The 13,923-nt window shown below is 59.2% G+C and carries 11 protein-coding genes and 1 CRISPR repeat array (1 of these 12 only partly in view); of the genes, 8 read left to right on the top strand and 3 right to left on the bottom strand.

Features of this window, described 5'->3' with window-relative positions; genetic code table 11:
* A CRISPR array of direct repeats spans window positions 1-298; the repeat unit is 33 nt; unit sequence GTTTCAATCCACGCACCCCGTGTGGGATGCGAC; it reaches 205 nt to the left of the window's first position.
* A gap of 309 nt (window positions 299-607) precedes the next feature.
* Window positions 608-1,591: a metallophosphoesterase gene (locus tag ABGM91_RS00835; RefSeq protein WP_354832977.1), complete on the bottom strand. Its 984-nt coding sequence runs from the start codon at window positions 1,589-1,591 to the stop codon at window positions 608-610.
* Here ABGM91_RS00835 and ABGM91_RS00830 point away from each other — a divergent pair.
* Complete coding sequence (locus ABGM91_RS00830) at window positions 1,590-1,868, top strand: hypothetical protein (protein WP_354832975.1); 279 nt, start codon at window positions 1,590-1,592, stop codon at window positions 1,866-1,868. The genes ABGM91_RS00835 and ABGM91_RS00830 overlap by 2 nt on opposite strands.
* A gap of 45 nt (window positions 1,869-1,913) precedes the next feature.
* On the opposite strand, the gene ABGM91_RS00825 is transcribed toward ABGM91_RS00830, so the two are convergent.
* Window positions 1,914-3,137: a saccharopine dehydrogenase family protein gene (locus tag ABGM91_RS00825; protein WP_354832973.1), complete on the bottom strand. Its 1,224-nt coding sequence runs from the start codon at window positions 3,135-3,137 to the stop codon at window positions 1,914-1,916.
* A gap of 211 nt (window positions 3,138-3,348) precedes the next feature.
* Between ABGM91_RS00825 and ABGM91_RS00820 the strand changes: the two genes are divergently transcribed.
* Complete coding sequence (locus ABGM91_RS00820; RefSeq protein ID WP_215429030.1) at window positions 3,349-4,314, top strand: thioredoxin fold domain-containing protein; 966 nt, start codon at window positions 3,349-3,351, stop codon at window positions 4,312-4,314.
* A 423-nt stretch (window positions 4,315-4,737) separates the two neighbouring features.
* Here ABGM91_RS00820 and ABGM91_RS00815 read toward each other — a convergent pair whose 3' ends face one another.
* Window positions 4,738-6,876: an alpha-L-fucosidase gene (locus tag ABGM91_RS00815; RefSeq protein ID WP_354832970.1), complete on the bottom strand. Its 2,139-nt coding sequence runs from the start codon at window positions 6,874-6,876 to the stop codon at window positions 4,738-4,740.
* A 171-nt stretch (window positions 6,877-7,047) separates the two neighbouring features.
* Between ABGM91_RS00815 and ABGM91_RS00810 the strand changes: the two genes are divergently transcribed.
* The 6 genes from ABGM91_RS00810 to ABGM91_RS00785 all read left to right on the top strand — a co-directional run bounded on the left by ABGM91_RS00810 (window position 7,048) and on the right by ABGM91_RS00785 (window position 13,868).
* The gene (locus tag ABGM91_RS00810) at window positions 7,048-8,880 is read left to right on the top strand and encodes a peptide ABC transporter substrate-binding protein (protein WP_354832968.1); all 1,833 of its coding nucleotides are present in this window, start codon (window positions 7,048-7,050) and stop codon (window positions 8,878-8,880) included.
* 5 nt (window positions 8,881-8,885) lie between these two features.
* Window positions 8,886-9,800: an ABC transporter permease gene (locus tag ABGM91_RS00805; protein WP_215429069.1), complete on the top strand. Its 915-nt coding sequence runs from the start codon at window positions 8,886-8,888 to the stop codon at window positions 9,798-9,800.
* Window positions 9,797-10,753 (top strand): ABC transporter permease, encoded by a 957-nt coding sequence (locus tag ABGM91_RS00800; protein WP_354832966.1) that lies wholly within the window; start codon window positions 9,797-9,799, stop codon window positions 10,751-10,753. Before ABGM91_RS00805 ends, ABGM91_RS00800 begins: the two co-directional genes overlap by 4 nt.
* Window positions 10,754-10,772: 19 nt before the next feature.
* Window positions 10,773-11,135, top strand: coding sequence for a DMT family protein (locus ABGM91_RS00795; RefSeq protein ID WP_290566097.1), 363 nt, complete (start codon window positions 10,773-10,775; stop codon window positions 11,133-11,135).
* Between the two features lie 526 nt (window positions 11,136-11,661).
* The gene (tyrS, locus tag ABGM91_RS00790) at window positions 11,662-12,843 is read left to right on the top strand and encodes a tyrosine--tRNA ligase (RefSeq protein ID WP_354832963.1); all 1,182 of its coding nucleotides are present in this window, start codon (window positions 11,662-11,664) and stop codon (window positions 12,841-12,843) included.
* Between the two features lie 38 nt (window positions 12,844-12,881).
* A complete protein-coding gene (locus ABGM91_RS00785) occupies window positions 12,882-13,868 on the top strand; it encodes a bile acid:sodium symporter family protein (protein WP_215429036.1) in 987 nt (328 codons plus the stop codon).
* Window positions 13,869-13,923 lie beyond the last annotated feature (55 nt).

Below are 13,923 nucleotides of genomic sequence, written 5' to 3'. Positions count from 1 at the left end.
CAATCCACGCACCCCGTGTGGGATGCGACTCGCGCCAATGGAGGATGGCGAAAAAAAGTTGAAGTTTCAATCCACGCACCCCGTGTGGGATGCGACGGAACGTCTATAAGCTTGCCAAGCTCTACTGCCCGGTTTCAATCCACGCACCCCGTGTGGGATGCGACTGTCCCCGAATGGGCCCTATCTGAGATTTTTGGAGTTTCAATCCACGCACCCCGTGTGGGATGCGACTGTGGCATAACATTCATTATCAACATCTTAAATAGTTTCAATCCACGCACCCCGTGTGGGATGCGACGGCTTGGAAGTTAACAGTTGATGGTTAGCGGCACAGTTGCCGTTTTGCGCCAACCTGTTTGTCATGCTGTTATTTTCAAGTCCGTAGTTTTTATTCCAATGATGTCAATGTACGTTACCCAAGGCTTTATGCAGATCGCCGGTCTCCCGGGAATTTTCTGTGAGCTTGGGGTTGGCGCAAGCAGGGGGAAGGAGGCAGCATTCGCCCTCATCTGCCTGCTGGCCGCGTCAGGTTCAAGTTTATCCGGAATGGCTGAAGGAGTCCAGTTTCCTTTCCCGTCTGGAGTTGGTGCCGCGTAGATTCCGGTTTTCAATTCATCGGAATCCCGTAGGAGTGCAGTTTTTTGAATTCGCTGCTTTTGGGGCCTTCGTCGGTAACGCCGTTGTTGGGGGCGGCGTAGGTGTCCAGAGTCATGGAGTCCGGGTAGACGGTCAGGATGTAGTAGGCCGTGATGCCGGAGCGGTATTGCAGGGTTTTTACCCGTGATTTTGCGGGAAGAAGGAACGGGGCAGGGAGCACCTTGTTGCCCGCAGGCGCGCAGATGAGGGAGGTGAGGGTGTTTTTCCCGTCCGGGGATGTGATCATGTACAGGTCATGCGCATGCAGGTGCCCGGTGACGACGAAGCGGACGCCCGCTTCCCGCAGGTTGCGGTAAAAGGCGTTCTGGTGTTCCGCCGCGCTGTCATTGTAGCGGCCCCACAGGCATTCCCGGAATTGCATGGGCGTTTGCAGGGTGCGGTGGGTGAAGACCAGGCAATGGCGCGGCACGGTGTTGGCCTTGCTCCTGTTCTTTTTGACCCACGCGCTGAAGTCCACCATCTGGTCCGGGGTCAGGTCAACATCCATGAAGTACAGGGAGGCGTTTTTATGGCGGATGCCGTAGTTCAGCTTTCTGGTGGCCAGCCCCCTGGCTCCCTGTTTGCGGGTGGGCAGGAAGAGTTCCCTGAATTGTTTTGCGCGGAGGGGGATGGATTCATGATTGCCCCGCACGGCATAGAATGGGATGCCTTTTTCCTCCAGCATCTTGTTGAGTTCCTTGCGTTTGGCGAGTCCGTTGACGGGGGCGCTTCCTTCAATGTCCGCCATGTCTCCCACCTGGATGACCATGTCCACTTGGTGTTTCAGGATTTCCCCGTACAGGGTTTTGATGAAGTTGACGGCTACCCCTTCGCTTCCCGCCATGCGCTCGGGGGAGTCATGCGTGTCGCCGATGATGGCGATTCGCCATGGGGCCGGTTCCTTCCCCTGCACCGTTTGAAACAGAAAGATAAGAAATAGCGCAAGATATTTCATGGCACCCCGTTTTTACCGCCCGTTTGCTTTTCCTGCCAGCAAATTATGCCTGCGGCGTAAAAACACTGTGCGGAGCTTCTCTTTTTCTTTCCGGGGGATGGCAGTTTCCGGTCCGGCCCGGAAGAAGCCCGTGTTTGTTAAAGTAATTGGAGAAGTCCGCCGTTTACCGGAAGGAACACCATCCGCCCGTAAAAACTCGTTTGCGTTTCTTTTCCGTCAAAAAAAGAAACTTGGCGGCGCGGGAGAAGAAGGGAAAAGCCAGGCATTGAGTGTTTAATGCCTGGCTTTTGATGAAGTCTGCGGCTCCTGCCGGAGCCCGTTATCAGTGGACTTGCAGGGCTTTGGCCTGTTCTTCCGTAAGCTCCACGCACTGCCAGGGGAGGCCGCGCTTGTTGAGCTCGTCCATGAAGGGGTCCGGATCGTTCTGCTCCATGTTGAAGACGCCCGCGCCGGACCATTTGCCCGTGAGGATCATTTCCGCGCCAATCATGGCCGGAACCCCCGTGGTGTAGGAGATGGCCTGGGAGCCTACTTCTTCAAAGCATTTTTCGTGGTCGCAGATGTTGTAGATGTAGACGGCCTTGAATTTGCCGTCTTTTACGCCGGTGATGACGTTGCCGATGCAGGTTTTCCCCTTCGTCGTCTTGCCCAGGTCCCCGGGGTCCGGCAGAACGGCTTTCAGGAATTGCAGGGGGATGATTTCCACGCCGTTGTACATGACCGGGTCAATGCGGGTCATGCCCACGTTCTGGAGCACTTCCAGATGCTTGAGGTAGTTCGGGGAGAAGGACATCCAGAATTGCGCCCTGCGGATGGTGGGGATGTGCTTGACCAGGCTTTCCATTTCCTCATGGTACATGCGGTAGATTTCATAGGTGCCCACTTCCTGCGGGCACGTGAAGCTCTGGTGCATGCTCATGGGGGCGGTTTCCCGGAAGGCGCCGTTTTCCCAGTGGCGGCAGGGGGCCGTCACTTCCCGGATGTTGATTTCCGGGTTGAAGTTGGTGGCGAAGGCCTTGCCGTGGTTGCCGCCGTTCACGTCAATGATGTCCAGCGTATGGATTTCATCAAAGTGGTGCTTGAGCGCCCACGCCGTGAAGACGTTGGTGACGCCGGGGTCAAAGCCGGAGCCCAGCAGGGCGAAGAGCCCCGCCTTGCGGAATTTGTCCTGGTACGCCCACTGCCAGGAGTATTCGAATTTGGCTACGTCCCGGGGTTCATAGTTGGCGGTGTCCAGATAGTTGACGCCGGTTTCCAGGCAGGCGTCCATCAGGGTGAGGTCCTGGTAGGGAAGGGCCACATTGATCAGTAGTTGCGGCTTCACTTCCCGGATGAGGGCCACGGTGGAGGGCACGTCGTCCGCATCCACGGCGTGGGTGGTGATGCTGACGCCCGTTCTGGCGCGCACGTCTTCCGCAATGGCGTCACATTTGCTTTTTGTGCGGGAGGCCAGATGAATGTTCTGAAAGATTTTCGGCAGCTGGGCGCATTTGTTGGCTACCACATGTCCTACGCCGCCTGCTCCAATGATTAAAACCGTGTTCATGATATGCCCAGTACATAAGTGAAAACACGCTGAAAGGCAATCACGGATTTGGTACGGTAATGACACTGGCCGCCCAAGGTGCAGAGGATTTTTTCCTGGGGAGGCGCGCGCCGTTTTCCCTGTGAAGACGCGTCCTTTTGGAAATTTTCCAAAAATGATTGAACAGGAGATTGACGCGGGGTGTCCGACTCTTCAATATTAAATAGTAGATATGATTAGACAAATTCTGCCAATAGTTGTTGCCGCCTGCGTTGCTCCTTGTTTTGCCGCGGAAGGCTGGGTTACCGATATGGATGCCGCCAAGAAGCAGGCCGCCGAACAGAAGAAGGACCTCATGATCGAGTTCACCGGTTCGGACTGGTGCCCGCCCTGCATGCAGCTCCGCGCCAATGTGTTCAGCAAGCCTGATTTCCAGAAGGAAGCTTCCAAGGATTTCGTTCTGGTGGAACTGGATTATCCGCGTAACAAGGAACAGTCCAAGGAAATGAAAGCCGCCAATGACAAGCTGGCCCAGCAGTACGGCGTGCAGGGGTTCCCGACGATCGTGTATGCGGATGCCTCCGGCAAGCCGTTCGGCGGGTTTGTAGGCGGCCGTTCCAAGGAAGACGTGATGAAGTCCATGCAGGAGGCCTTGAAGAACAAGGAAGCCCTGCAGGCCGCCGAGGCAAATGTTGCCAAGGCCACCACGGATGAAGCCAAGGTTGCCGCCCTGATGGAAGTCCTCAAGCTGGCTCCCCAGGATTATGTGGATACTTTTTACGGCGATGTGAAGGCTGAAATCAAGAAGCTGGACAAGGATGACAAGTCCGGACTGAAAGCCGCGGACGCCCACGCCGACCAGCTCAAGAAGGAACAGAAGGATGTGCAGGATTATCTTGCCGGCAAGCTGACGGACAAGACCACGCCTGCGGAAGCCCTCCAGGTGGTGAAGGCCTACCCGGACCGCGACAAGCTTCTTCCGGAAACCCAGCAGGATTTGCTGATGATGGAGTTTGGTACCTACCTGAATTCCACCGGTGACGTGGACGGCGCCGTGCTGATTCTGGACAAGGTTGCCGAATTGAAGCCGGGTACGGAAGCCGGACAGCGGGCTCCCCGCATCAAGGCCGGCATCCTTGCCAACAAGGATCAGATCAAGGCCCAGATTGACGCCGCCAAGAAGGCGCAGAGCAAGTAATCATTACTTCCTTTCCCTTATTCCCTGATTAAGGAAAACGGCCCCGCTGCGGTTTCATGCCGCTGCGGGGTTTTAATTTGCCTGCGGCTCCGCTTGCAGGGAAGCATGCTTTCCAAGAGCCGGGAAACCGCGTTGCGGCTGGACGGAAAGGAGGGGCCATGCTTCGCATTCCGCCCAACCGGGCACGTCCGGTTTCCCGGCCTTCATGCTTTGCCCACCCTTTAACCTGGGGTATCCTTCACCTTTGAACCTGTTCCGGGGCGGGACGGGGACATTCTTTTACAAGGGCCGGATGCCCCGGTTTCCGGCAGTGCGGCTGTCAGGAGTTACGATGGTAGTGCTGTTTTCCGGAATAAAAAGCCGGGCCCGGCGTGATACCGGACCCGGCTTTCTGCATGCTCTCTCCAGACGGGAGAAAGAGGGTTACTGGAGTTTGATGACGGTGTCCAGGCTGTCCCAGGTTACGCCCGCGGGCAGCGTGATTTTATACTGGCCGTCTTCCTTTTCCAGCTTGGCGGCTTTCCCGTTGCCGTTTCCGTTCACGATGACGGCCGCTTTCGTGAATTTCTCCCCGAGGTCCTTGATGAACAGCGGTTCGGAGCCTTTCAGCGCTTTTCCGTTCTGGGCGATCAGCGGGCTGACGTGGAGATAGACGGTTTTTTTTCCATTGGCGTTTGTCTTGTAGCAGCTTCCGCCCCAGGGCTGTTCAACGTAGGGGCCGCCGCGGGTGTTGTAGATGGCTTCCCGGTAGGGGGCTATCCATTTACCCATGGACAGGAAGATGTTGGCCTGTTCCGGGTCAAAGGCGCCCAGCGGCGTAGGCCCGATGTTGTAAAGCAGGTTGCCGTCCTTGACCGTGTTGTTGATCAGGAATTTGATGGATTTTTCCAGGGGAACGGTTTTTGCCTTGGAGGTGTAGGACCAGTTTCCCGTCCAGTGGGTGCCGGGAATATTGGCCACCGTCATGCAGCTTTCCCACGGGGTTTTGCTGTTGAACGGCCCCAGCTTGCATTCGGGCGTCAGGAAGTCTCCCTTGAGTTCCTCCAGCAGGTCGCCTTTGTTGCCGCCGCCGCGCGTTCCGTTCATGCGGTTGTTGATCAGGATGTCCGGCTGGTACTGCTTGATGCGCCTCACCATGGTGCGCGGGTCCCACTGGTTGAGGGAGCTGTTGCCCAGGCTGTCAAACCAGATGACGTCCACCTGGCCGTAACGGGTGAGCAGTTCGCTGAGCTGGCCGAAGTAGTATTCCAGATAACGGTAGTGCTGGTTGGTCAGGTAATAGGGATTGAACCAGTCGCGCCCGGAATAGTAGAAGCCCACCTTGAGCCCGGCGGCACGGGCCGCCGCCGCAAACTGCCCCACGATGTCCTTTTTGTAAGGAGTGGCGGCAATCGTGTAAGTATCGTAGCCGGACGGGAAGTTGCTGAATCCGTCGTGGTGCTTGGTGGTCAGCACGGCATATTTCATGCCGCTTTTTTTGGCAATGGACATCCACTTGCGGGGATCGTACTGCCTGGGATTGAAGTTCCGGTAGGCGGAGTCATATTCAAAGTCCACGATGTTTTTGTGCCCACTGGCGCTGTCCCTGGGCCGGACCGCATTGCGTTCCCAGCTTATTTCCCGTTCCAGCAGGGAGGAGGGGTTCCAGTGCAGGAACATGCCGAATTTGGCGTTGCGGAACCACTGGAGCTGTTCCTCTCCGGCCTTGAAGTCAAAGAGCTGGTTCACCGCTTCATTGATCAGGTCGCGGTCCTTCACCGGGGAGAACACGTTTTTTTCCGGCGTGAGGATCACTAGGCCTTCCGCCATGGGCTGCATGCGGAAGTTGTCCACCGGGGCGCGGTTTTCGTCGCCCAGCCAGAGGTTGAGCTTGAGCGCCCTGGCTGCGTTGCCCAGTTCGTAGGCTTTCTGGCCTCCGGCTTCCTCCATGATTTCATCCGGCAGTTCCTTCTTGAAGACGGCCTGGATGAAGGGCTGGTTCAGGTAGATTTTTCCGTTTTCACGGAACGGGCGCAGGTTTTCCGGAATGGCTGTCCGTTCGTTGCGCACCATGGCGTAGGGGGAGGCGTGCAGATTCCCTGTTTCCACGGTGAAATAGACGGCGTCCTTGAGCTTTTCCTTCAGTTCGTTTTGAAGGTCCGCCACGTTTTCGTGATAGGGTTTGCCGGAGTCAAAGCGGTTGGTGATGCCTTCCGCCTGTTCTTCCGTCATGACGGGGCCTATCCAGGCGCTTTCAATGGCATCTTTCGTTCCCGCTCCCACAATGATGCGGAAGTATTTTCCGGCGTCCTTGTCCGTCAGGGTGTAGGATTCCGCGTCCGCCCCCTGCTGGACGAGCACGGGTTTCCCGTTTCTGGAATCGCTCTTTTCCCAGCGGATGATGGGGGACGGGGATTCATCTTCCGGGGCGGTGTAGCGGCTTTCCAGCGTGGAGCCTGTGATTTCCTCCCCCTCAATGTAAGCTCTGACCCAAGGCGCCGTGTTTCCTGCCAGGGATGGCGCTGCAAAGACGGCTGCCGCCAGCGTCAGAAGACAAAACAAGTGCTGCTTGAATTTAAACATGGCAGAGATATTATTTTTTCGTATCCCGAAAACCAGTTTCAAGTTCAGCGGCATGGCAAAAGACCAGAAGCCCGGCGTTTGCGCACTTCCATTTCTTTAAGGTGAAGCCTTGCACGGAGAACGGAAACCTGACAGAATCCGCCCATGCGCCTGTTCATGATGTTCTGTGTGATGCTTCTGCTCGCCGGATGCGACACGCGTACCAGCGTGGAACGGGCCCGGGAAGAAGGCGTTCTGATCGTGGGTAATAATACGGAGCCCCAGAGTTTCGACCCCCACATCGCCACCTCCGTTTCCGATTTCAAGATCATCAATTCCGTGATGGAAGGGCTGTTGCGGGGGGATTCCCGGGATGACGCCGTGTTCCATCCCGCCGTAGCGGAGTCCTGGACGCATAATCCGGAAGCGGACAAATGGCGGTTTTTCCTGAGGAAGGATGCCGTGTGGAGCGATGGCGCGCCGCTGACGGCTCATGATTTCGTTTATGCCTACCACCGCCTGCTGCATCCGGAGTTTGGCGGACGGTATGCGGACATGCTTTATCCGCTGAAGAATGCGGAGGCTTATAACAGGAACCGCCGCAGCCTGGTTTTATGCGGCCCGGGTTCCCGGTTTGCTGCGGAAAACGGGCTGGATGCCGCTCTGCTGGACCGGGTGGACTGGCGGAAGCTGGATGCCTTGGGAACTGCGGAGTGGGAGGAGTTGCAGCGCAACCCGTCCCGCATGGTCTGGCCGGAGGGCATGCCGGAAGCGGCCGTGCGGAAGATGGCTATCCTCATGCTGGAGGATGCCCGGTCCGGGCGCCCGGATTTATGGGATGCCGCGGGGGTGGGGGTACGCGCCGCGGACGACCATACGCTGGAGCTGACGATGCGCTCCCCCATGCCCCAGCTTCCCCTGCTGCTGCTTCACTGCACCTGGTTCCCGGTTCCCCGGCACGCGGTGGAAGCCCGCGGCGGGATGATGGACAGGACGGGCGCGTGGACGCGGCCCGGCGCCGCGGTGGGGAACGGCCCTTTTCTGATGGCGGAGCACCGTTTCAATGATTATGTGGAGGTGCGGCGCAATCCCCGCTACCGGAATGCCGGGGCCGTGCGCCTGAACGGCGTGCGTTTTCTTCCCACCGTGAACGGCTTCACGGAAACCCGCATGTTCTTCAACGGCAAGCTCCATGTGACCAATAACGTGCCTCCCGAGATGACGGCGTACGCTCAGGAGCGGGGAAAAGGCCAGTTCTGCCAGGATGATTATTACGTGACTATTTTTTACCGGCTGAATACCGGACGCGTGCCGCTGAATGACGCCCGCGTGCGGCAGGCTCTTTCCCTAGCGGTGGACCGGGAGGCCCTGGTGCGTGACGTGGTGTGCGGGGGCGGCCAGCCGTGCTTCGGATTTACGCCGGACGGCGCGGGCTACAAGACTCCGCACGGGGTGGAGTTTAATCCGGAGAAGGCGCGCGCCCTGATGGCCCAGGCCGGCTTTCCCGGCGGCAAGGGGTTTCCCCGGCTGGAGCTGATGACCACGTCCCGCGAGGTGCAGAAGACCATGGCGGAGGCCATCCAGGGCATGTGGAAGAGGCATCTGGGCATTCACGTGGACATCCGTTCCTGCGAGTGGACGGCCTACAAGTTTGCGCAGAACTCCATGCAGTATGATTTCAGCTCCTCCTCCTGGTCCGGGGATTATCTGGACCCGTCCAGTTTTCTGGATTTGTGGAGCGCCGCTTCCGGAAACAATAATACGGGCTGGTCCCATCCGGAGTATGAACGGCTGCTGGCGGAGAGCCGCGCCACGGGAGACCAGGGGAAGCGCATGGCCCTTCTGGCCCGCGCGGAAGCGCTGATGCTGGAGGAATCCCCGGTGATCCCCCTGTACTGGGCCAGGCGGTCCTACCTGAAGAGGCCGGAGGTGCAGGAGTGGCACCCCCTGCTGCTGGACAACCATTTGTTTGAAGACATGAGCCTGGGGGCGCCTCCGGCGCATGGGAAGGAGGCCGCGCCGTGACCAGGATGATTCTGAAGCGCCTGGGGCAGGGGCTCCTGGTTCTGCTGGTGCTGGAGACGGTGACGTTTTTCCTGATACGCCTGCTGCCGGGCCACCCCTTCATGGGGGAGAAGAAGCTGCCGGACCACGTCCTCCAGCAGCTTCAGGCCAGTTACGGGCTGGACCAGAGTTCCCTGGTGCAGTACGGGCGCTACTGGTGGAACATGCTGGTTCATGGCGACCTGGGACCGTCCCTGGTGAAGGAGGGCATCAGCGTGGCGGACATGATCGGGCAGTCGTTCCCGGTTTCCCTCCAGCTGGGCGTGATCGGCATGGTGATTTCCATTCTGGTGGGCATTCCCGCCGGAATCGTGGCCGCCCTGTACAAGAACCGGTGGATGGACTGGTGGGTGATGCTGGTTTCCATGGCGGGCATTTGCATTCCCGCCTTTGTAGTGGCTCCGCTGCTGGGCGTGGGCCTGGGCATGAATGTGCCCGGCCTGAGCGTGGCGGGGTGGGATTCCCCGGGCTGCGTGGTTCTGCCTGCGCTGACGCTGGGGCTGGTGAATGCCGCGTATCTGGCACGCCTGACGCGCGGCGGCATGCTTGAGGTGTTGGGGCAGGATTTTATCCGGACGGCCCGCGCCAAGGGGGCGGGGCCCTTCCGCATGGTCTGGAAGCACGCCCTGCGCGGGGGGCTGATTCCGGCCCTTTCCTACCTGGGGCCGGCTTTTGCGGCCATGATTACCGGCTCCTTTGTGGTGGAAACCTGTTTCCAGGTTCCGGGCATGGGCCAGCACTTCGTGAACGCCACCACGGACCGGGATTATTTCCTGATCCAGGGGCTTGTCCTGTTTTACGGCATCCTGATTGTCGCGGCCAATCTGGCCGTGGACCTGGTGCAGATGGCCGTCAACCCCAGATTGAGAACGGAGTCATGAAGAGCGGAAAATGGAACAGCGCGGAGGAGCAGGGCTCTTCCTTGTGGAAGGACGCCTTTCTGCGGCTTTCCCGGAACCGCGCGGCCATGTTCTCCCTGCTGGCGCTGGCGCTGATTGTGGCGGCCTGTTTCCTGGGCCCCCTCCTGCCGTGGCTGCCGCACCCGAATGTGCAGGATCTGGCGCGCATTGCGGAAAGCCCCTCCCGGGAGCACTGGTTCGGCACGGACCAGCTGGGGCGGGACCTGCTGGCCCGCGTGCTGTACGGAGGCCGCATTTCCCTGCTGGTGGGCGTGGTGGCCACGGGCGTTTCCCTGGTGATCGGCGTGACGTACGGGCTGGTTTCCGGCTATGCCGGGGGGCGGCTGGATTCCCTGATGATGCGCCTGGTGGATGTGCTTTTTGCCCTGCCTTTTATTGTTCTGGTCATTATTTTTTCCCTGTCCGTGGAGGAACCCGCCCAGCGGCTGACGCAGTGGGTTTCCGGCGTCACGGGCTGGTCCGTGGAAATGGTGAGTCCCATGACCGGGCTGATTCCCCTGTTCATCGCCATCGGCGCGTTGGGCTGGCTGACGCTGGCGCGCATCGTGCGCACGCAGACGCTGGAGCTGAAGGGGCAGGAGTTCGTGGAAGCGGCCCGCTCCCTGGGCATCGGCCACATGAAGATTTTATTCCGCCACATTGCGCCCAATCTCTTCGGCTCCGTGATCGTGTACACCACGCTGGCCGTTCCCGGCATCATGCTGCTGGAGGCCGTCCTGTCCTTCCTGGGGCTGGGGGTGAAGGCCCCCAATTCCTCCTGGGGCACGCTAATCAAGGAAGGGGCGGACCGCATGGAGGTTAGCCCGGAACTGCTCCTGTTCCCGGCGCTGCTGTTTTCCGCCACGCTGCTGGCGCTGAATTTCCTGGGGGACGGCCTGCGGGACGCCCTGGACCCCAAGTCCTCCAGGGATTGACGTTGTTGAATTAAGAAGAATGAAAGTAACTTTAGCCATTTTCATGCTGGTGGTCTCCAACGTCTTCATGACGTGGGCGTGGTACGGCCATTTGAAGAAAGGTTCCGCGGCGGATGACAAGCCGCTGCTGCTGATTATCCTGATGAGCTGGGGCGTGGCGTTTTTTGAATACTGCTTCATGATTCCCGCCAACCGCCTGGGCAACGCGGGCGGCCTGAACGTAGCCCAGCTCAAGATCATGCAGGAGGTCATCACCCTGTGCGTGTTCATCCCGTTTGCCCTGTTCTACATCGGGGAAAAATGGAAGTGGGACTACCTGTGGGCCTTCCTGTGCGTGCTGGGCGCCGTGTTCTTTGTCAACAGGGAGCGCATGCTGGGGTGACATGCGTGACAGACTTTTTTTGTTCGCATTCCTCTTTCCGGATGGTCTCATCATTCAGAAAGATGAATATGAAAATAATACCCATTCTTGCAGCAGCAACCGTCGCCGTCCTGGCCGCGGGGTGCCATCACCACGACAATGACTATTACCGGCCCGGTCCGTCAAACCATTACAACCATAATCATCATAATGGCTGGCATGGCAACCAGAATCGGCCCCAGCATCGCCCTCATTACGTCACCGCGAACGAAGCTTCCTATCCCCGGCTGTACCAGCTCATGTAGGTGAGCCTCCGCCGGGGGAAGGTTCCTTATGGACCCAGAGTTGGCGGAAAAAGGGCGTGAAGAAGGGCTGTGCTGGAATGCAGTTTCCCGGGCCTTCCTGATTCCATCCCCGGTGGCGCGCCGCCCGGTTTCAGGAACAGGGGGGGCGGGTTCTGCGGGACCCTTGCGCGGGCCTGGCTCTTCGCGCACAGGATATAAGCTTGAAAAGGCGCGGCGCCCCCGGCACTCTATGCGCCAGATCAATGACTATAGATGAGCAACTGGATATATTGATGGGCGGTACTGCCGTCGTGATCAGCCGTGAAGAGTTGAAGGAGCGTCTCAAGCTGGGGCGTCCCCTGCGCGTGAAGCTGGGCGTGGACCCCACCGCACCGGATATTCACCTGGGCCATACGGTGGCTATTGAAAAACTGCGCCAGTTCCAGGAACTGGGTCACCAGGCCATTTTGCTCATCGGGGATTTCACGGCCACCATCGGGGACCCCTCCGGCCGTTCCGTCACCCGTCCCCCGCTTTCCCGCGAACAGGTGCTGGCGAATGCGGAGACATACACCAAGCAGGCGTTCAAGATTCTGGACCGTGACAAGACGGAGATCGTCTATAACGGGGACTGGTTCCGCAAGATGACGTATGAGGAAGTGCTGAAGCTCAATTCCCGCGTCACCATGCAGCAGATGCTGGCCCGGGAGGATTTCAAGGCCCGCGTAGAGGGCGGCAAGGAAGTGCGCCTGCACGAGATGCAGTACCCGATCATGCAGGGCTGGGATTCCGTGGAGATCCGTGCGGACGTGGAGCTGGGCGGCACGGACCAGCTTTTCAACATCCTGGTGGGGCGCGACCTCCAGAAGGAGGAAGGCATGCCGCCCCAGATCGCCATGACCATGCCCCTGCTGGAAGGCCTGGACGGCGTGCGCAAGATGTCCAAATCCTACGGAAACTACGTGGGCGTGGATGAAGCGGCGGAAATGATGTTCGGCAAGATGATGAGCGCCAGCGACGAGCTGATGGACCGCTATTACCTGGTCCTGCTGGGTGAAAAGCGGGATATGGACCTGCACCCCATGGAAGCCAAGAAGCTGCTGGCCTGGAAGATTACGGCCCGTTACCACGATCCCGCCGCAGCGGATGCTGCCCGGGCGGACTGGGAGACCCGTTTTTCCAAGAGGGACCTGGCCGCCGCAGACCTGCCGGAAGTGGAGATTGCCTCCCTGCCTGCCGGCACGAACGCGCTGGCCCTGGCGGCCTTCCTGTTTGAGAACGTTTTCCAGGTGAAGAAGTCCAACGGCGTGCTGCGCAAGGAACATTTTACGCCCGGCGCCATTCAGTTGAATGACGTGAAGGTGACGGACCCCGCCGCCGTGCTGGAACTGGCTCCCGGCAGCGTTCTGCGCCTGAGCAAGAAACACGCCGTGCGCTTCAAGTAGGGAGCCGGAAACGGCGGTCACCTTCCTTCAATGCCTCCATGCCGGGATTCCTTTCCAAATTGGACCGTTTCACCGTCGGCCTCATCGTCAGCGTGAGCGCGGGGATTCTGCTCCCCTGTTCCGGCGTGTGGGATACGGTGTTCAGCCGCCTGAGTGATGCGGCCATCATCCTGCTCTTTTTCCTGTACGGGGCCAAGCTTTCCCGCCGCTCCGTGTGGGAGGGGTTGATGCACTGGCGGCTCCAAGGGCTGGTGGCCGCCAGCACCTTCGTGATTTTCCCCCTGCTGGGGATTTTAAGCATCCCCGTATGGAACAGCGTGCTGGGGCCGGACCTGTGCATGGGCATGCTGTACGTGTGCATGCTGCCCTCCACGGTGCAGTCCAGCATAGCCTTCACCTCCATGGCCGGGGGGAATGTGGCGGCGGCCATTTGTTCCGCTTCCGTCTCCAGCCTGCTGGGGGTGTTCCTCACGCCCCTGCTGGTGGGGTTGGTGTGGTCCCGCGGCGGAGAAGGGGGCGTGGATTTCTCCACCTTCCTGAACATCTGCTATATCATTCTGGTTCCCTTTGTTGCGGGACAGCTCGCCCAGCGCTGGATAGGCAAATGGGTGGTCACGCACCGGAACATCACTTCCTGGACGGACCACAGCACCATCTGGCTGGTGATTTACACGGCGTTCAGCCACGCCATGATCAACGGCGTGTGGAAAAACCTCCCCTGGCTTTCCCTGGTGGAGGTTCTGGCGTTCTGCGGCATTCTGCTGGCCGCGGTCCTGTGGCTGACGGCGTTCCTTTCCCGCAGGCTCCGTTTTTCCCGTGAGGACCGCATCGCGATCATTTTCTGCGGCTCCAAGAAGAGCCTGGCAACCGGAATCCCGATGATGAACGTGATCTTTGCCGGAGCGCCCATCGGCCTGCTGGTCATTCCCATCATGGTATTCCACCAGCTCCAGTTGATGGTGTGCTCCTTTCTGGCCCGGAAATGGGGGAAGGATGTGGGAAGGACGGAAGGGGACCGTTTGTAAATTGATTTTCCCTGCGCGCTGCGCCGGAGCAGGGTTCACATGAAGGCCGGAGGCC

Source organism: Akkermansia muciniphila (genome assembly GCF_040616545.1).
GTDB lineage: Bacteria > Verrucomicrobiota > Verrucomicrobiia > Verrucomicrobiales > Akkermansiaceae > Akkermansia > Akkermansia muciniphila_E.
Note: the sequence above shows the minus strand (reverse complement) of the source record. Positions and strands in the feature narration are given on the sequence as shown.